The 16,032-nt window shown below is 60.6% G+C and carries 20 protein-coding genes; 15 read left to right on the top strand and 5 right to left on the bottom strand.

What is annotated here, in order from left to right; all coding sequences use genetic code 11:
* The 8 genes from cheR (at nucleotide 1) to ABTW55_RS19205 (ending at nucleotide 8,005) form a co-directional block, all read left to right on the top strand.
* Nucleotides 1–873: a protein-glutamate O-methyltransferase CheR gene (gene cheR / locus ABTW55_RS19170; RefSeq protein WP_033653631.1), complete on the top strand. Its 873-nt coding sequence runs from the start codon at nucleotides 1–3 to the stop codon at nucleotides 871–873.
* On the top strand, nucleotides 873–1,922 hold the full coding sequence (locus ABTW55_RS19175; protein ID WP_033635003.1) for a chemotaxis response regulator protein-glutamate methylesterase: 1,050 nt from the start codon (nucleotides 873–875) through the stop codon (nucleotides 1,920–1,922). Before cheR ends, ABTW55_RS19175 begins: the two co-directional genes overlap by 1 nt.
* 102 nt (nucleotides 1,923–2,024) lie before the next feature.
* Nucleotides 2,025–2,414 (top strand): chemotaxis response regulator CheY, encoded by a 390-nt coding sequence (gene cheY, locus ABTW55_RS19180; protein WP_004934862.1) that lies wholly within the window; start codon nucleotides 2,025–2,027, stop codon nucleotides 2,412–2,414.
* Nucleotides 2,415–2,424: 10 nt separating this feature from the next.
* The gene (gene cheZ / locus ABTW55_RS19185) at nucleotides 2,425–3,069 is read left to right on the top strand and encodes a protein phosphatase CheZ (protein ID WP_004934858.1); all 645 of its coding nucleotides are present in this window, start codon (nucleotides 2,425–2,427) and stop codon (nucleotides 3,067–3,069) included.
* A 165-nt stretch (nucleotides 3,070–3,234) separates the two neighbouring features.
* Entirely contained in the window at nucleotides 3,235–4,386 is a 1,152-nt protein-coding gene (flhB, locus tag ABTW55_RS19190) for a flagellar biosynthesis protein FlhB (RefSeq protein WP_015378261.1), read from the top strand.
* Nucleotides 4,379–6,457: a flagellar biosynthesis protein FlhA gene (flhA, locus tag ABTW55_RS19195; protein ID WP_033635001.1), complete on the top strand. Its 2,079-nt coding sequence runs from the start codon at nucleotides 4,379–4,381 to the stop codon at nucleotides 6,455–6,457. Before flhB ends, flhA begins: the two co-directional genes overlap by 8 nt.
* Complete coding sequence (locus ABTW55_RS19200; RefSeq protein ID WP_033653632.1) at nucleotides 6,457–6,861, top strand: flagellar protein FlhE; 405 nt, start codon at nucleotides 6,457–6,459, stop codon at nucleotides 6,859–6,861. Before flhA ends, ABTW55_RS19200 begins: the two co-directional genes overlap by 1 nt.
* A gap of 328 nt (nucleotides 6,862–7,189) precedes the next feature.
* The gene (locus tag ABTW55_RS19205; protein WP_033653633.1) at nucleotides 7,190–8,005 is read left to right on the top strand and encodes a 5'-nucleotidase, lipoprotein e(P4) family; all 816 of its coding nucleotides are present in this window, start codon (nucleotides 7,190–7,192) and stop codon (nucleotides 8,003–8,005) included.
* Nucleotides 8,006–8,249: 244 nt separating this feature from the next.
* On the opposite strand, the gene ABTW55_RS19210 is transcribed toward ABTW55_RS19205, so the two are convergent.
* The 5 genes from ABTW55_RS19210 to flgA all read right to left on the bottom strand — a co-directional run bounded on the left by ABTW55_RS19210 (nucleotide 8,250) and on the right by flgA (nucleotide 10,720).
* A complete protein-coding gene (locus ABTW55_RS19210; RefSeq protein WP_033653634.1) occupies nucleotides 8,250–8,552 on the bottom strand; it encodes a DNA-binding transcriptional regulator in 303 nt (100 codons plus the stop codon).
* Nucleotides 8,549–8,920, bottom strand: a complete 372-nt coding sequence (locus ABTW55_RS19215) for a type II toxin-antitoxin system RelE/ParE family toxin (RefSeq protein ID WP_033647787.1) — start codon at nucleotides 8,918–8,920, stop codon at nucleotides 8,549–8,551. The genes ABTW55_RS19210 and ABTW55_RS19215 overlap by 4 nt, the downstream gene beginning before the upstream one ends.
* 230 nt (nucleotides 8,921–9,150) lie before the next feature.
* On the bottom strand, nucleotides 9,151–9,585 hold the full coding sequence (locus tag ABTW55_RS19220; RefSeq protein ID WP_033634998.1) for a flagella synthesis protein FlgN: 435 nt from the start codon (nucleotides 9,583–9,585) through the stop codon (nucleotides 9,151–9,153).
* 40 nt (nucleotides 9,586–9,625) lie between these two features.
* Nucleotides 9,626–9,937, bottom strand: a complete 312-nt coding sequence (flgM, locus tag ABTW55_RS19225) for a flagellar biosynthesis anti-sigma factor FlgM (RefSeq protein ID WP_033653635.1) — start codon at nucleotides 9,935–9,937, stop codon at nucleotides 9,626–9,628.
* Between the two features lie 129 nt (nucleotides 9,938–10,066).
* Entirely contained in the window at nucleotides 10,067–10,720 is a 654-nt protein-coding gene (flgA, locus tag ABTW55_RS19230; protein ID WP_060421519.1) for a flagellar basal body P-ring formation chaperone FlgA, read from the bottom strand.
* Between the two features lie 160 nt (nucleotides 10,721–10,880).
* On the opposite strand from flgA, the gene flgB reads away from it, so the two are divergent.
* From flgB to flgH, 7 genes are all read left to right on the top strand, one after another.
* Nucleotides 10,881–11,294 carry a flagellar basal body rod protein FlgB gene (flgB, locus tag ABTW55_RS19235; protein ID WP_033634995.1) on the top strand — a complete coding sequence of 138 codons (414 nt, stop codon included), beginning with the start codon at nucleotides 10,881–10,883 and terminating at the stop codon, nucleotides 11,292–11,294.
* A gap of 5 nt (nucleotides 11,295–11,299) precedes the next feature.
* Entirely contained in the window at nucleotides 11,300–11,704 is a 405-nt protein-coding gene (gene flgC / locus ABTW55_RS19240; RefSeq protein WP_004934826.1) for a flagellar basal body rod protein FlgC, read from the top strand.
* A 12-nt stretch (nucleotides 11,705–11,716) separates the two neighbouring features.
* Entirely contained in the window at nucleotides 11,717–12,394 is a 678-nt protein-coding gene (gene flgD, locus ABTW55_RS19245) for a flagellar hook assembly protein FlgD (RefSeq protein ID WP_033634994.1), read from the top strand.
* Nucleotides 12,395–12,448: 54 nt separating this feature from the next.
* On the top strand, nucleotides 12,449–13,672 hold the full coding sequence (flgE, locus tag ABTW55_RS19250; protein ID WP_033634993.1) for a flagellar hook protein FlgE: 1,224 nt from the start codon (nucleotides 12,449–12,451) through the stop codon (nucleotides 13,670–13,672).
* A 12-nt stretch (nucleotides 13,673–13,684) separates the two neighbouring features.
* On the top strand, nucleotides 13,685–14,440 hold the full coding sequence (locus ABTW55_RS19255) for a flagellar basal body rod protein FlgF (RefSeq protein ID WP_060421516.1): 756 nt from the start codon (nucleotides 13,685–13,687) through the stop codon (nucleotides 14,438–14,440).
* An 18-nt stretch (nucleotides 14,441–14,458) separates the two neighbouring features.
* Nucleotides 14,459–15,241, top strand: a complete 783-nt coding sequence (flgG, locus tag ABTW55_RS19260) for a flagellar basal-body rod protein FlgG (protein ID WP_004934819.1) — start codon at nucleotides 14,459–14,461, stop codon at nucleotides 15,239–15,241.
* An 83-nt stretch (nucleotides 15,242–15,324) separates the two neighbouring features.
* Complete coding sequence (gene flgH / locus ABTW55_RS19265) at nucleotides 15,325–16,026, top strand: flagellar basal body L-ring protein FlgH (RefSeq protein WP_060421513.1); 702 nt, start codon at nucleotides 15,325–15,327, stop codon at nucleotides 16,024–16,026.
* The last annotated feature ends 6 nt before the right edge of the window (nucleotides 16,027–16,032 follow it).

Consider the following 16,032-nt stretch of genomic DNA (forward strand, 5'->3'; position numbering starts at 1 on the left):
ATGAAACAGGTGCCGTCAACTTCTAACCGGGATACTGCGTCGATGTTGACGCAAATGGTGCAGCGCCTGCCGCTGTCGGACGTGCATTTTCGCCGTATCAGCCAGTTGATTTATCAACGCGCCGGCATCGTGCTGGCGGAGCATAAGCGCGAGATGGTTTACAACCGTCTGGTGCGCCGGCTGCGGCTGTTGGGACTGCACGATTTCGGCGACTACCTGGCGCTGCTGGAAAGCGATCCGAACAGCGCGGAGTGGCAGGCGTTTATCAACGCGCTGACCACCAACCTGACGGCCTTTTTCCGCGAGGCGCATCACTTCCCGATCCTGGCGGAACACGCGCGCTCGCGGCCGAACGGCTACAGCGTGTGGAGCACCGCAGCCTCGACCGGCGAAGAGCCGTATTCGATCGCCATCACGCTGAGCGATGCATTGGGCCAGCGGGCCGGCAGTTGCCAGGTCTGGGCCAGCGACATCGATACGCAGGTGCTGGAAAAAGCGGAAGCGGGCGTTTACCGCCAGGAAGATTTGCGCACCCTGACGCCGACCCAAATGCAGCGCTATTTCCTGCGCGGCACCGGGCCGCATCAGGGGCTGGTGCGCGTGCGGCCGGAGCTGGCGGCGCGGGTGAACTTTCAGCCGCTGAACCTGCTGGCGCCGGAGTGGGCGCTGCCGGGGCAGTTCGACGCCATTTTTTGCCGCAACGTCATGATCTATTTCGATAAGGCGACGCAGGAGCGCATCCTGCGCCGCTTCGTTCCCTTGCTTAAGCCGGGGGGGCTGATGTTCGCCGGCCACTCCGAGAATTTCAGCCAGATCAGCCGGGATTTCTACTTGCGTGGGCAGACCGTGTATGGGCTGACCAAGGAGAGGTAATGAGTAAAATCAGAGTGTTATGCGTAGACGATTCGGCACTGATGCGCCAGCTGATGACGGAAATCGTGAACGGCCACGCCGACATGGAGATGGTGGCGACCGCGCCGGATCCGCTGGTGGCGCGCGATCTGATCAAAAAATTTAATCCCCAGGTGCTGACGCTGGACGTCGAGATGCCGCGCATGGACGGGCTGGATTTCCTTGAGAAGCTTATGCGCCTGCGGCCGATGCCGGTGGTGATGGTCTCTTCGCTGACCGGCAAAGGTTCGGAAATCACGCTGCGCGCGCTGGAGCTGGGCGCGGTGGACTTCGTGACCAAACCGCAGCTCGGCATTCGCGAAGGCATGTTGGCTTACAGCGAGCTGATTGCCGAGAAGATCCGCACCGCCGCCAGGGCGCGCCTGCCGCAGCGTTCCAACAGCCCGGCGCCGGCGATCCTCAGCCACGCGCCGCTGCTGAGCAGTGAAAAACTGATCGCCATCGGCGCTTCCACCGGCGGCACCGAAGCGATCCGCCAGGTGCTGCAGCCGCTGCCTGCCACCAGTCCGGCGCTGCTGATCACCCAGCACATGCCGCCCGGTTTCACCCGTTCGTTCGCCGAGCGGCTGAACAAGCTGTGCCAGATCACGGTGAAAGAAGCGGAGGACGGCGAGCGCGTGCTGCCGGGCCATGCCTACATCGCGCCGGGAGACCGCCACCTGGAACTGGCGCGCAGCGGCGCCAACTATCAGGTGAAGCTGCATGACGGCCCGGCGGTTAACCGCCATCGTCCGTCTGTCGACGTGCTGTTCCGCTCGGTGGCGCAATATGCCGGCCGCAATGCGGTGGGCGTGATCCTCACCGGCATGGGCAACGACGGGGCGGCGGGGATGCTGGAGATGCACCGCGCCGGGGCCTATACCCTGGCGCAAAACGAGGCGAGCTGTGTGGTGTTCGGCATGCCGCGCGAGGCGATCGCCGGCGGCGGCGTCAGCGAAGTGGTCGAGCTGGACAGGATGAGCCAGCGCATGTTGGCGCAGATCGCCGGCGGCCAGGCATTGCGCATTTGATTTTAGTCCGCAGGGTCTACTCGGCGGCGATATGACCCAGGTTCGCCGCGCGGCGGCCTGCGGTTTTGCATCATTAAACGGTTAACTATTTCAGGAGTAACAATGGCAGACAAGAACCTCAGATTTCTGGTTGTGGACGATTTTTCCACCATGCGTCGCATCGTCAGAAATCTGCTCAAAGAGCTGGGCTTCAACAACGTCGAAGAAGCTGAAGACGGCGCGGATGCGCTGAACAAGCTGCGCGCCGGCGGTTTCGACTTCGTGGTGTCCGACTGGAACATGCCGAACATGGACGGGCTGGAGCTGCTGCAAACCATCCGCGCCGATAGCGCGCTGGCCGCGATGCCGGTATTGATGGTGACGGCGGAAGCCAAGAAAGAAAATATCATCGCGGCGGCGCAGGCCGGCGCCAGCGGTTATGTAGTGAAACCATTTACGGCGGCGACGCTGGAAGAAAAGCTCAACAAGATTTTTGAAAAATTGGGCATGTAAGGAGAGGGCGATGAGAGACATTCCAATGCCTGCCAGCGATGCAGCGACCGCGGGAGAGATCATCTCCCGCATCGGCCAACTGACCCGAATGCTGCGCGACAGCATGCGCGAACTGGGGCTCGATCAGGCGATCGCCCAGGCGGCAGAGGCGATCCCGGATGCGCGCGACCGTCTTGACTATGTCGTAACCATGACGGCGCAGGCGGCGGAACGGGCGTTGAACTGCGTGGAGGCGGCGCAACCGCGCCAGGCGGAGCTGGAATCCGGCGCGAACGCGTTGAAGGGGCGCTGGGACGAGTGGTTCGCCAATCCTATCGAACTGGACGACGCGCGTTCTCTGGTCAACGACACGCGCCAGTATCTGGATCAGGTGCCGGGCCATACGGCCTTCACCAACGCCCAACTGCTGGAGATCATGATGGCGCAGGACTTCCAGGATCTGACCGGTCAGGTGATCAAGCGCATGATGGACGTGGTGCAGGAGATCGAAAAGCAGCTGCTGATGGTGCTGATGGAAAACATGCCGGAGCAGCCGGTGAAGGAAAAACGGCCGAACGACAGCCTGCTGAACGGCCCGCAGCTCGACCAGAACGGCGTCGGCGTGATCGCCAACCAGGCGCAGGTCGACGATCTGCTCGACAGCCTCGGTTTCTGAGGCTTATCGGGGCGCGCAGCGGCGCGCCCCGACAACATTCCGCGCAGTTTTCGTCTCATCCCCTAAATAACCCGCCTTTTCCCCCGTTGTTCCTTCAATGACATCGCCAATTTTTTGGCATGCTGACCGCCATTCTTTACCCTCCCGACACAGGAACGGCGTTTCGTGGCTGAAGACAGCGATCTGGAAAAAAGCGAGGCCCCCACGCCCCACAGGCTGGAGAAGGCGCGTGAAGACGGCCAGATCCCGCGTTCCCGCGAACTGACCTCGGTACTGATGCTGCTCTCGGGCCTGGCGATCATCCTGATGTCCGGCAGCAACATGGCGCAACAGTTGGCGGCGATGCTCACGCAGGGCTTGAACTTCGACCACGGCATGGTCAGCAATGATAAACAAATGCTGCGCCAACTGGGCATGTTGCTGCGCCAGGCGGTGCTGGCGCTGTTGCCAATCATGGCGGGGCTGGTGCTGGTGGCGCTCGCCGCGCCGATGCTGTTGGGGGGCATCCTGTTCAGCGGCAAGTCGATCAAATTCGACTTGAAACGGCTGAACCCGTTGTCCGGGTTGAAGCGCATCTTTTCCAGCCAGGTGCTGGCCGAGCTGCTGAAAGGGATCCTGAAAGCGACGCTGGTCGGCTGGGTGACCGGCCTCTATCTGTGGCACAACTGGGCGGCGATGCTGCATCTGATGACCCAGCAGCCGCTCGATGCGCTGGGCAATGCGCTGCAGATGATTCTGTTCTGCGGTTTTCTGGTGGTGCTGGGGCTGACGCCGATGGTGGCGTTCGACGTGTTCTATCAGCTGTGGAGCCACTTCAAAAAGCTGAAGATGACCAAGCAGGATATTCGCGACGAATTCAAGGATCAGGAAGGGGACCCGCACGTCAAGGGGCGCATTCGTCAGCAGCAGCGGGCGATCGCCCGGCGCCGCATGATGGCCGATGTGCCCAAGGCGGACGTGATCGTCACCAACCCGACGCACTACGCCGTCGCGTTGCAGTACAACGATAAAAAAATGAGTGCGCCGAAAGTGCTGGCCAAGGGTGCCGGTGAAATCGCCTTGCGCATCCGCGAGCTCGGCGCGGAACACCGCATCCCGATGCTGGAAGCGCCGCCGCTGGCGCGTGCGCTGTATCGACACAGCGAGATTGGGCAACATATTCCGGCCACCCTGTATGCCGCGGTCGCCGAAGTGCTGGCCTGGGTGTACCAGCTGCGCCGCTGGCGGCGCGAGGGCGGCCTGATCCCGAAAAAACCTGAACGTTTACCGGTGCCGGAAGCACTGGATTTTGCAAAAGAGAGTGACTCTGATGGCTAATTTGGCCTCCCTGCTTCGTTTGCCGGGCAATTTTAAAGATACGCAGTGGCAGGTGTTGGCCGGCCCGGTGTTGATCCTGCTGATCCTGTCGATGATGGTGCTGCCGTTGCCGGCGTTTATCCTCGACCTGCTGTTTACCTTCAACATCGCGCTGTCGATCATGGTGCTCCTGGTGGCGATGTTCACCCAGCGCACGCTCGAATTCGCCGCCTTCCCGACCATTCTGCTGTTCTCCACGCTGCTGCGTTTGTCGCTCAACGTCGCGTCGACGCGCATCATCCTGCTGGAAGGGCACACCGGTTCCGCCGCCGCCGGCCGCGTGGTGGAGGCCTTCGGCCACTTCCTGGTGGGCGGCAACTTCGCCATCGGTATCGTGGTGTTCATCATCCTGGTGTTGATCAACTTTATGGTGATCACCAAGGGGGCGGGGCGTATCGCCGAAGTGGGCGCGCGCTTCGTGCTGGACGGCATGCCGGGTAAGCAGATGGCGATCGACGCAGACCTGAACGCCGGGTTGATCGGCGAGGACGAAGCGAAGAAACGCCGCGCCGAAGTCACCCAGGAGGCCGATTTCTACGGCTCGATGGACGGCGCCAGTAAATTCGTGCGCGGCGACGCCATCGCCGGCCTGATGATCATGGTGCTGAACGTGGTCGGCGGCCTGTTGGTCGGCGTGGTGCAACACGGCATGGAGCTGGGGGCGGCGGCGGAAAGCTATACGCTGCTGACCATCGGCGACGGCCTGGTGGCGCAGATCCCGGCGCTGGTGATCTCCACCGCCGCCGGCGTTATCGTCACCCGCGTCGCGACCGATCAGGACGTCGGCGAGCAGATGGTGGGCCAGCTGTTCAACAATCCGCGCGTGATGCTGTTGAGCGCCGGGGTGCTCGGGCTGTTGGGCCTGGTGCCGGGCATGCCGAACCTGGTGTTCCTGCTGTTTACCGCGGCTCTGTTGGGTCTTGCCTGGTGGCTGCGCGGCCGTGAACAACAGGCGCCGAGAGCGGTTGAAGAGCCAGTGATGCCGGACAACCCGCAGGCCGCCGAAGCCAGCTGGGCCGACGTGCAGTTGGAAGATCCGCTGGGAATGGAGGTGGGCTACCGGCTGATTCCGATGGTCGATTTTCAACAAAACGGCGAGCTGCTGGGGCGTATCCGCGGGATCCGCAAGAAATTCGCGCAGGACATGGGCTATCTGCCGCCGGTGGTACACATTCGCGACAACCTGGAACTGCCGCCTGCCAGCTACCGCATCCTGATGAAAGGCGTCGAAATCGGCAGCGGTGAAGCGCAGCCGGGCCGCTGGCTGGCGATCAACCCCGGCAATGCCGTGGGCGAGCTGGCGGGAGACAAAACCGTCGATCCGGCCTTTGGGCTCGAGGCGGTGTGGATCGACAGTGCCTTGCGCGAGCAGGCGCAGATCCAAGGCTTTACCGTGGTGGAAGCCAGCACCGTGGTGGCGACACACCTCAATCACCTGATCGGCCAGTTCGCCAGCGAGCTGTTTGGCCGCCAGGAAACCCAACAGTTACTGGATCGCGTGTCGCAGGAGATGCCGAAGCTGACCGAAGACTTCGTGCCGGGCGTGGTATCACTGACCACGCTGCACAAGGTGCTGCAAAACCTGCTGGCCGAGCGCGTCTCCATCCGCGATATGCGCACCATCGTCGAAACGTTGGCGGAGCACGCTCCGGCGCAGAGCGATCCTTATGAACTGACCACCGTGGTGCGGGTGGCGCTGGGCCGGGCGATCACGCAGCAGTGGTTCCCGGGCAACGGCGAGATCCAGGTCATCGGTCTGGATACCCAACTGGAGCGTCTGTTGCTGCAGGCGTTGCAGGGCGGCGGCGGTCTGGAGCCGGGGCTGGCCGATCGCCTGCTGGAGCAGGCGCGCCAGGCGCTGCAGCGGCAAGAGATGCTCAGCGCGCCGCCGGTGCTGTTGGTTAACCATGCGCTGCGGCCTTTACTGGCGCGCTTCCTGCGTCGCAGCCTGCCGCAGCTCGTGGTGCTGTCCAACCTCGAGATCAACGACGATCGCCAGATTCGCATGACCTCGACCATCGGAGCCGCTTGATGAAACGCTGTCTGTTCGTGCTGTGTTTGCTGGCCCCGTTGACTGCCGGCGCGGTGTCCGGCTCTTGGGTGGCCGAAGGGGCGGGCGTGACGTTGGAACAGGGCGGCATGGGCGATGAGTCCGCCGGTTTGCGGCCGCCGAACGCGCTGCCGGACGCCAATGCGCGCATCACCCGCGTCAGCTGGCGCTACCGTTTGCTGGGGCCGGAGCCGGCCGGGCTGCAGGCCCAGCTCTGCACGGTAAACCGCTGCATTCCGCTCGGCAGCGGCAGCGGCAGCAGCAACGGTCTGCAGGGCGAACCGGCCAATGCGGAATTGCGCTTTGTCTATTACGTGCAGTCACAAGGCGGGCTGAACCCGCCGCTGCGGGTGATTGGCAATCAGGTGATCGTCAATTACGAATAGATCGCCGCCCGGTTCGGCGGGGTAGTTTGGCGCCGGCCGGCGTTATGCTTAAGCGATAAAATGAGCCTGGAAATTCAAGACTCACGGCCGATTTTGTCGCGCGGCACAATTTGGAGCCTGTTTATGTGACAACAGTCATAATCCTATTTTTATACGTTGTTTCTCTCTTTGTTTTATTGTAATTTCCGCTTAATCTTCAAATTTATGAAGATTAAATGTGCGTGAAGGGCGTTAATTTACCCGTCCCTCAGTAAATTATGCGCAATGTATTAACTATATAAATAATCCTCGCCGTACTCTCATAAAATTAAACTTATATGGAGTATCTATGAAAATTTTAAAATCATACATGCCATTATTACTTTTATGCGTGGCTTTCACCGCTTCGTCAAATAATCACTGCGATCCTTCCCGGACTGAACTGCCCGCCAGTTGCCTCACGGAACAATTCGCCATGTCGGTATTGTGGTATCAGAATGCGGCAGAGGCACGGGCGGCTTTTTATCAAGGGTATCAGTTGGGCAAGCTCCGACTTGAGCAGGAATTAAAGAATAAATCGGAGAAGCCGCGTGCCGTCGTGCTGGATCTTGATGAGACCGTGCTGGATGACAGCCCGCACCAGGCCTGGTTGATAAAGAACCAGTCGTTTTTGCTTGACGGTTGGGACGAATGGGTCGACATGGCAGCGGCGGAAGCCGTGCCCGGCGCTATCGATTTCCTGAGGTTTGCCGATGAAAACGGCGTTACCATTTTCTACCTGAGTGACAGAAAGCAGTCGCAGATTGACGTGACGCTAAAAAATTTACGCCGCATTAATTTGCCTCAGGCGAAAAAAGAAAATCTTTTGTTAAAAACACCGGAGATGCAGGGTAAACAGAGTCGTCGCGACGCGCTGGAAAGCCAGTATGACGTCGTGCTGTATTTTGGCGACAATCTGGCTGACTTTATTGATTCAAAAGGTAAAAGCCAGGCTGAAAGGAATAAAATGATGGAGGATGTGCAGCAAGAATTTGGCAAGCGTTTTATTATCTTCCCGAATCCGATGTATGGCGATTGGTATGGCGGTATTATCGATGGGCAGTTTAAAGCGAAAAACAATGAGCTTTATAAGCTGCGAGCGTCTAAATTGACGCCGTTTAAGTAACAAAAACAGGTAAGGTAAATGTAAGCTACGGGCATTTATGGCATGAATATAAATACCCTGAAGCGTTTTATTCAATAGGCCGATTCGCTGGCTCTCGATATGAAGCAATTAATAGAATCGATAATATACATCGGATAGTTCCTTGTTGTATCGAGGGCTGTTTAATGTGTTCTGATTTCAACTTCGATTGTCTGGCCGACGGCTGCCGACCTCATCCGGTGAGCGAAGTGGCGGGAGGGGCGCCTCAGGCCAGGATCGCCAGGCCGTTGCGTTCCACCAGCGTCAACAGCTTCATCGCGGCGGAGTTCGGTTGCGCTTCGCCGCGCTCCCATTTCTGCACCGCCTTTTTGCTGACGTTAAGATACAGCGCAAACACCGGCTGACTGACGTTTTCGCGTTCGCGCAATGCGCGGATCTCGGCCGGCCCGAACTGTTTCACCGGCCGCAGGCACAGCATGTCGAAGGTGCGCATGGTCACGTCGTCGACGAAACCGGCGCGGTGCAGGCCCTGAACTTCCTGGTGGATCGATTTCAGCATCTTGCTCATAGTTGTAACCTTATTAATTCCCCGCAGTTGACCAGCTGATACAGTCTGAATGGTGAATAATCCAGATACAGCGCCGCCAAATGCCGCCAGGAAATTAACTCATCCTGATTGATGTTGTCTCTTTCGTTTTTGGCAAAGCCATACATGAAAAAGATCCTGCCTTCATCTGCCGTTGCGATTAAGACCCGATACCCGCGCCGTTTTCCACTCCCCATCCGGGCGATGCGTTTTTTGTAAACGCAACCACCGAGATTGGCGTCGTACAACTGATTTTGCATCTCTCGCGCCGCTTTCACTATCGTGGCGTCACTGATGCGTTCGTCGCCGGCAAATGTCTGGAAGGCTTTTGTGAGATAAATGTCGGTCATTCACTCTCCGTGTGAAAATATACCCTTGATGGGTACAGATCAAGATGTTTAACGACCGAGCTAAGATGACGAAATAGGGAGTGATGGGGAACAGGAAAATATCCGTTCTGCGCAGCCTGGCGCATAGCGTTAAGGGAATTCAGAAAGCGGTAAGAAGAAAATGCGAGAGGCTGCGCATAACCGGGGAAACCCGCGCCCGGCGGTGCGTTCACCGGGCGAAATGAGTCAGGTCAGACGCCGATTTTTCTGCCGAGCAGGCTGCCGGCGTGCGACTGGCCGTCCGGGCCATACAGCGATTTATTGTTCTTGCTCAGGATCGCCAGCGCCTGAGCGTTATGGTCGATCTGCTGATTGAGCAGCAGGCCATTGTGCTGATTCTTTTCGCGCAGCGTTTGGCTCAGCAGTTGAACGCGTTGCCAGCGATCGGCCAGGGGCGCATGGCTGGCGTAGGGCGCGCGTTGCCCGCAGGCTTTTTCCTGCCCCAGGCGCTGTTGCTCGAGGTAGGCGACCGTCGCCAGCAGCTGGCTTTTGGCATCGGTTACGCGCTGCAGCGCCACGCCGGGCAACTGGCCGGAACACAGCAAGTCGTGCTCTTCCTCCAGCACGCCATTGAGCGCCTGCAGCGTTTCCAACAGTTTATCCAGCAGTTGTGCCAGGTTTTCCATAGTGATGACTTATCCTTTACCGCTACTCGCCGCCGCGCCGTCAGTCGCGCCCGGCGATCCATTGAATGTCGCTCTGCGCGTCTTGCAGCAGCGCGTCGGCGATTTTGCCGGCGTCCATCTTCAGTTCGCCGCTGCGGATCGCCTGCTTGATGGCCTCGACCCGGCCCATATCGATATCCTGGGTGCCCGGCTGCATCAGGCGCGCCTGCGCCTCGCTCAGCTTGACCTGCGTGCCGCTGACGGCCGTTTCGGCCACGGCGGCCTTACGCGGTTGGAGCGGGTTGTCGGCCGGGGTTTCACGCGGTTGCACAGTGGAAACCGGCTGTAACCGCTGGGTGCGATCGATACTCATGGTCCATCTCCGTTTACGCCGTGACCGCTCTCGGGCGACGACGCTGCAATGAAAGTGTTGCGGCCCTGCTGGCCGATAAAATGCTGCTTGATTTGTCTTATCGGCAAGGTTTGCGGAACCTTTACTTTTTTATAACGTAATGCGGATCGCGCCGTCGTCCCCGACCACGCCGCTGACGATCTGCCCGGACGCCATGCGCACCCGCACGCTGTCTTCGGCGGCGGCGTTGTTCATCGCCTTGCCCGCACCGCTGATGTTGAATCCTTCGCCCTGCGCGTTGACCTGCACCGATTGCCCCGCCTTGATAATCCAGGCGCGGCGCAGCATGGCGAGGGTCAGCGGTTGGCCGGGGCTGATGTTGCGCAGGCTGACGGCGCCTAACGCTTTGCCCGCTTCGGTCAGCGCGCGCGGCGGCAGGGTATCGAGCCGGCCTTCTTTCAACGTCAGATCCGCCGCGGTCAACCGGCTGCCGGCACTGATGCCGCGCGCTGAAACCAGATAGCGGCCGAACACCTGCACCTGCGTCTGGATAAAACGCCGCTCCTGGCCACAGCGCGCCGAAATGCTGACGTTGCCGGCGATCCGCGCGTTGGGCGGCAGCGACAGCTGCGGCAGTTCGCAGGCGGGCCATTGGGCCGGCGGCGTGCGCACCCGCACTTTCACCTGCACCGGTTCGCCGCTGAACTTGCCTTGGATGAAGCTTTCGATTTGCGTCGCCAGATCGCCGGCGCGCGCGTTCAGACTGCACAGCAGGCCGATAAGCAGCAGCATTTTACCTTTCATCGTCATCTTCTCAAGCCTCATCGGGATACGCGTAAGTGTACCCGCAGCGCGCGCAGGCTAAGCAGATAAATAGCGCCCCATTTTGCGTTTATTCCCGCGATAGGGTGGCGCGGCGGGCGTTTATGCTGTCGACTCCAAATTCTAACCTCGCGGAGGGAGCATGCTCGACAAACTGGACGCGGCTCTGCGCTTTGGCCAAGAGGCGCTGAACTTGCGCGCCCAGCGGCAGGAAATTCTGGCCGCCAATATCGCCAACGCAGACACGCCGGGTTATCAGGCGCGGGATATCGATTTCGCCAGCCAATTGAACAAAGTGCTGGAACAAGGGCGCGTCAACGGCAACGGCATGTCGCTGAACCTGACGGCGGCGCGCCACATCCCGGCGCAGACCCTGCAGCCGCCGCAGCTCGATCTGTTGTACCGGGTGCCGGACCAGCCATCGATGGACGGCAACACGGTGGACATGGATCGCGAACGCACCAACTTTGCCGATAACAGCCTGAAATATCAGACCGACCTGACGCTGCTCAACGGGCAGATCAAAGGGATGATGTCCGTGCTGCAACAAGGATAAGGCGCATGTCTTTACTGAACATTTTTGATATCTCCGGCTCGGCGCTATCGGCGCAATCCCAGCGCATGAACGTCAGCGCCAGCAACATGGCCAACGCCGACAGCGTGACCGGCCCGGACGGCGAGCCTTACCGCGCCAAGCAGGTGGTGTTCCAGGTCGCGGCGGCGCCCGGGCAGCCGACCGGCGGCGTGCGCGTCGCCCAGGTGGTGGACGATCCGGCGCCCGAACGTCTGGTGTATCAGCCGGGCAACCCGCTGGCGGACGCCAAAGGCTACGTGCGCATGCCGAACGTCGACGTGGTGGGGGAAATGGTCAACACCATCTCCGCTTCCCGCAGCTACCAGGCCAACGTCGAGGTGCTCAACACCACCAAGTCGATGATGATGAAAACCCTGACGCTGGGTCAGTAACCGGAGGTTCCCATGGCTATCGCCGCAACCACCAACGAGTCGTTGGACAACACCGTCATCGGTAACAACAGCAAAAATACCAACAGCCAGGATCTGCACAACAGCTTCCTGACGCTGCTGGTGGCGCAGTTGAAAAACCAGGATCCGACCAATCCGATGCAGAACAACGAACTGACTTCGCAGCTGGCGCAGATCAACACCGTTCAGGGCATCGAAAAGCTCAACACCACGCTGGGGTCGATCTCCGGCCAGATCAACAGCAATCAGTCGCTGCAGGCGACTGCGCTGATCGGTCACGGCGTAATGGTGCCGGGCAACAACATTCTGGTCGGCAGCAAGGACGGCAAGGTCAGCACCACGCCGTTCGGCGTGGAACTGGAGCGCGCCGCCGATCAGGTGACCGCCACCATCACCAACGCCAGCGGGCAGGTGGTGCGCACCATCGAAATCGGCGGCCTGACCGCCGGCGTACACGCCTTCACCTGGGACGGTTCGCTGGATGACGGCACCACCGCGCCTGACGGCGCCTACAAAGTGGCGGTTAACGCCAAAGGCAACGGCGAGCAGCTGGTGGCGCGCAGCCTGCACTTCGGGCTGGTCAACGGCGTGATCCGCGACGGCAACGGCGCCAAATTGGATCTCGGCCTGGCGGGCAACGCCACCCTGGAAGACGTGCGACAGATCTTATAACCCTAAGCATCAGGCTCAATCGGACGATAGCCTGACCACTATTCGGAGAATAACATGGCCTTTTCTCAGGCAGTCAGCGGCTTGAACGCGGCAGCAACCAATCTGGACGTGATCGGTAACAACATCGCCAACTCCGCGACCGCGGGCTTCAAATCCGGCAGCGTCTCCTTCGCCGACATGTTCGCCGGTTCGCAGGTTGGTCTGGGCGTCAAGGTGTCCGGCATCACCCAGAACTTCAAGGGCGGCACCACCACCGGCACCAGCCGTGCGCTGGATATCGCCATCAACGGCAACGGCTTCTTCCGCATGCAGGATAAAGACGGCGGCATCTTCTATACCCGCAACGGCCAGTTCAAGCTGGACGAGAACCGTAACCTGACCAACATGCAGGGCCTGCAGCTGACCGGTTATCCGGCGGCCGGTTCCCCGCCGACCATCCAGCAGGGCGCCAACCCGGTGCCGCTGAGCATTCCTGAAGGCATGATGAACGCCAAGGCGTCCACTTCCGGCGAGATGGTGACCAACCTGAAGTCCACCCATAAGGTGCCGGAGAACAAGACCTTCGATCCGACCAAACAGGACAGCTACAACTACGTCAACACCATCACCGCTTACGACTCGCTGGGCAACGCGCACAACATCAACGCCTACTTCGTCAAGACCGACGACAACAAGTGGCAGGTCTATACCCAGGATGGCAGCGCCGCGCCAGTGAACGCCGGCACCATGGAGTTCAGCACCAGCGGCAACCTGGTGAAAACCACCAGCACCAACGGCGCGCCGGGCGAGTTCAGCATGGTGATCCCGATGACTGCCAAAGACGGCGCACCGGCGCAAAACTTCACCCTGAGCTTCGCCGGCAGCATGCAGCAGAACGTGGGCAGCGACTCGGTGAGCAAAGTGGCGCAGGACGGCTATGCCGCCGGTGAATACACCAACTTCCAAATCAACAACGACGGCACCGTCGTGGGCATCTACTCCAACCAGCAGACCCAGGTGCTGGGCCAGATCGTCATGGCCAACTTCTCCAACCCGGAAGGGCTGGCGTCGCAGGGCGATAACGTTTGGCAGGAAACCGGCGCGTCCGGTCAGCCGCGCGTCGGTCTGTCGGGCGGTGGCGGCTTCGGTAAGCTGACCAGCGGCGCGCTGGAATCTTCCAACGTCGATCTGAGCCAGGAACTGGTGAACATGATCGTCGCGCAGCGTAACTACCAGTCCAACGCCCAGACCATCAAGACGCAGGACTCCATCCTGCAGACGCTGGTTAGCCTGCGCTAATAGGGCCGAGTTATGGATCACGCGATTTATACCGCGATGGGCGCGGCGCGCCAAACGCTGGAGCAGCAGTCCATCACCGCCAACAACCTGGCCAACGCGTCGACGCCGGGCTTTCGCGCCCAGCTCGCCGCATTGCGCGCGGTGCCGGTCGACGGGCCGAGCCTGGCGACGCGCACGTTGGTGACCGCGTCGACGCCGGGCGCCGACATGAGCCAGGGGGCGCTGAACTACACCGCGCGTCCGCTGGACGTGGCGCTGCAGCAGGACGGTTTCCTGGCGGTGAGCCTGCCGGGCGGCGGTGAGGCCTATACCCGCAACGGCAACATTCAGATCTCCTCCACCGGGCAGTTGACGGTGCAGGGGCTGCCGGTGATGGGTGACGGCGGCCCGATCGAGGTGCCGCCGTCGGCGGAGATCACCATTGCGGCCGACGGCACCATTTCGGCGCTGAACGCCGGCGATCCGCCGAACACCATCGCGCAGATCGGCCGCCTGAAGCTGGTGAAGGCTGATGCGCGCGAAGTGATGCGCGGTGACGACGGGCTGTTCCGCCTGACGCCGGAAACCCAACAGCAGCGCGGCAATCAGTTGCAAAACGATCCGCAGGTGCGGGTGATGCCGGGCGTGCTGGAGGGCAGCAACGTCAAGCCGATGGAGACTATGGTCGACATGATCGCCAACGCCCGCCGTTTTGAAATGCAAATGAAGGTCATCCACAGCGTGGATGAAAACGAACAGCGTGCCAACTCACTGCTCTCGGTGAGTTAAGCAGCAAGGAAATAACCGATGATTCCATCCTTATGGATTGCCAAAACCGGTCTGGACGCGCAGCAGACCAACATGGACGTGATCGCCAACAACCTGGCGAACGTCAGCACCAACGGCTTCAAACGCCAGCGTGCGGTATTTGAAGATCTGCTGTACCAGACCATGCGTCAGCCGGGGGCGCAGTCCTCCGAGCAGACCACGCTGCCTTCCGGCCTGCAGATCGGCACCGGCGTGCGTCCGGTGGCGACCGAGCGTCTGCACAGCCAGGGCAATCTGTCGCAGACCAACAACAGTAAAGACGTCGCCATCAAGGGGCAGGGTTTCTTCCAGGTGATGCTGCCGGACGGCACCCAGGCCTATACCCGCGACGGGTCGTTCCAGATCGATCAGAACGGCCAATTGGTGACCTCCAGCGGTTTCCAGGTGCAGCCGGCGATCACCATTCCGGCTAACGCGCTGTCCATCACCGTCGGCCGCGACGGCATCGTCAGCGTCACCCAGCAGGGGCAAACCGCCGCCCAGCAGGTGGGCCAACTGACGCTGACCACGTTCGTCAACGACAGCGGTCTGGAGAGCGTGGGCGAGAATCTGTACCAGGAAACCGAAAGCTCGGGTGCGCCGAACGAGAGCACCCCGGGGCTGAACGGCGCCGGTTTGCTGTATCAGGGTTACGTGGAAACCTCCAACGTCAACGTGGCGGAAGAGCTGGTCAACATGATCCAGACTCAGCGCGCGTACGAGATCAACAGCAAAGCGGTATCGACCTCCGATCAGATGCTGCAAAAGCTGACGCAACTGTAATCTGTCATTGACGGGCCCGGCTTGCCGCGCCCGTCATTCTCTTTCGTGAAACAAAGGCGATACCCGTGGTAACCACATATTCGATGGCAATCCTGCCGCGGCAGGGACAACGCTGGCTGGCGGGCATGGTGATGCTGACGCTGAGCGGCTGCGCCTATATCCCGCACAAACCGCTGGTGGACGGCGCGACCACGGCGCAACCGGCGCCGGCCAGCGCGCAGATGCCGAACGGCTCGATCTTCCAGACGGTGCAGCCGATGAACTACGGCTACCAGCCGCTGTTCGAAGACCGCCGTCCGCGCAACGTCGGCGACACCCTGACCATCGTGCTGCAGGAAAACGTCAGCGCCAGCAAAAGCTCCTCCGCCAACGCCAGCCGCAACGGCGCCAGCAAGTTCGGCGTCGCCACCTCGCCGCGTTACCTCGACGGCCTGCTGGGCAATGCGCGCGCCGATATGGACATTTCCGGCGACAGCACCTTCGGCGGCAAGGGCGGCGCCAATGCCAACAACACCTTCAACGGCACCATTACGGTGACGGTCAACCAGGTGCTGGCCAACGGCAACCTGCACGTGGTGGGGGAAAAGCAGATCGCCATCAACCAGGGCACGGAATTCATCCGCTTCTCCGGCGTCGTCAACCCGCGCACCATCAGCGGCAACAACTCGGTGACCTCGACGCAGGTGGCGGACGCGCGTATCGAATACGTCGGCAATGGCTATATCAACGAAGCGCAGACCATGGGCTGGCTGCAGCGTTTCTTCTTAAATGTTTCACCGTTCTAAGGATTG

The organism is Serratia sp. SM04, assembly GCF_040280225.1.
GTDB classification, from domain to species: domain Bacteria; phylum Pseudomonadota; class Gammaproteobacteria; order Enterobacterales; family Enterobacteriaceae; genus Serratia; species Serratia sarumanii.

Bases quoted from the DNA above. Each gene is read 5' to 3' on its own strand.
- cheR (WP_033653631.1), top strand. From the start codon at position 1: ATGAAACAGGTGCCGTCAACTTCTAACCGGGATACTGCGTCGATGTTG.
- ABTW55_RS19175 (WP_033635003.1), top strand. From the start codon at position 873: ATGAGTAAAATCAGAGTGTTATGCGTAGACGATTCGGCACTGATGCGC.
- cheY (WP_004934862.1), top strand. From the start codon at position 2,025: ATGGCAGACAAGAACCTCAGATTTCTGGTTGTGGACGATTTTTCCACC.
- cheZ (WP_004934858.1), top strand. From the start codon at position 2,425: ATGAGAGACATTCCAATGCCTGCCAGCGATGCAGCGACCGCGGGAGAG.
- flhA (WP_033635001.1), top strand. From the start codon at position 4,379: ATGGCTAATTTGGCCTCCCTGCTTCGTTTGCCGGGCAATTTTAAAGAT.
- ABTW55_RS19200 (WP_033653632.1), top strand. From the start codon at position 6,457: ATGAAACGCTGTCTGTTCGTGCTGTGTTTGCTGGCCCCGTTGACTGCC.
- ABTW55_RS19205 (WP_033653633.1), top strand. From the start codon at position 7,190: ATGAAAATTTTAAAATCATACATGCCATTATTACTTTTATGCGTGGCT.
- ABTW55_RS19210 (WP_033653634.1), bottom strand. From the start codon at position 8,552: ATGAGCAAGATGCTGAAATCGATCCACCAGGAAGTTCAGGGCCTGCAC.
- ABTW55_RS19215 (WP_033647787.1), bottom strand. From the start codon at position 8,920: ATGACCGACATTTATCTCACAAAAGCCTTCCAGACATTTGCCGGCGAC.
- ABTW55_RS19220 (WP_033634998.1), bottom strand. From the start codon at position 9,585: ATGGAAAACCTGGCACAACTGCTGGATAAACTGTTGGAAACGCTGCAG.
- flgM (WP_033653635.1), bottom strand. From the start codon at position 9,937: ATGAGTATCGATCGCACCCAGCGGTTACAGCCGGTTTCCACTGTGCAA.
- flgA (WP_060421519.1), bottom strand. From the start codon at position 10,720: ATGAAAGGTAAAATGCTGCTGCTTATCGGCCTGCTGTGCAGTCTGAAC.
- flgB (WP_033634995.1), top strand. From the start codon at position 10,881: ATGCTCGACAAACTGGACGCGGCTCTGCGCTTTGGCCAAGAGGCGCTG.
- flgC (WP_004934826.1), top strand. From the start codon at position 11,300: ATGTCTTTACTGAACATTTTTGATATCTCCGGCTCGGCGCTATCGGCG.
- flgD (WP_033634994.1), top strand. From the start codon at position 11,717: ATGGCTATCGCCGCAACCACCAACGAGTCGTTGGACAACACCGTCATC.
- flgE (WP_033634993.1), top strand. From the start codon at position 12,449: ATGGCCTTTTCTCAGGCAGTCAGCGGCTTGAACGCGGCAGCAACCAAT.
- ABTW55_RS19255 (WP_060421516.1), top strand. From the start codon at position 13,685: ATGGATCACGCGATTTATACCGCGATGGGCGCGGCGCGCCAAACGCTG.
- flgG (WP_004934819.1), top strand. From the start codon at position 14,459: ATGATTCCATCCTTATGGATTGCCAAAACCGGTCTGGACGCGCAGCAG.
- flgH (WP_060421513.1), top strand. From the start codon at position 15,325: ATGGCAATCCTGCCGCGGCAGGGACAACGCTGGCTGGCGGGCATGGTG.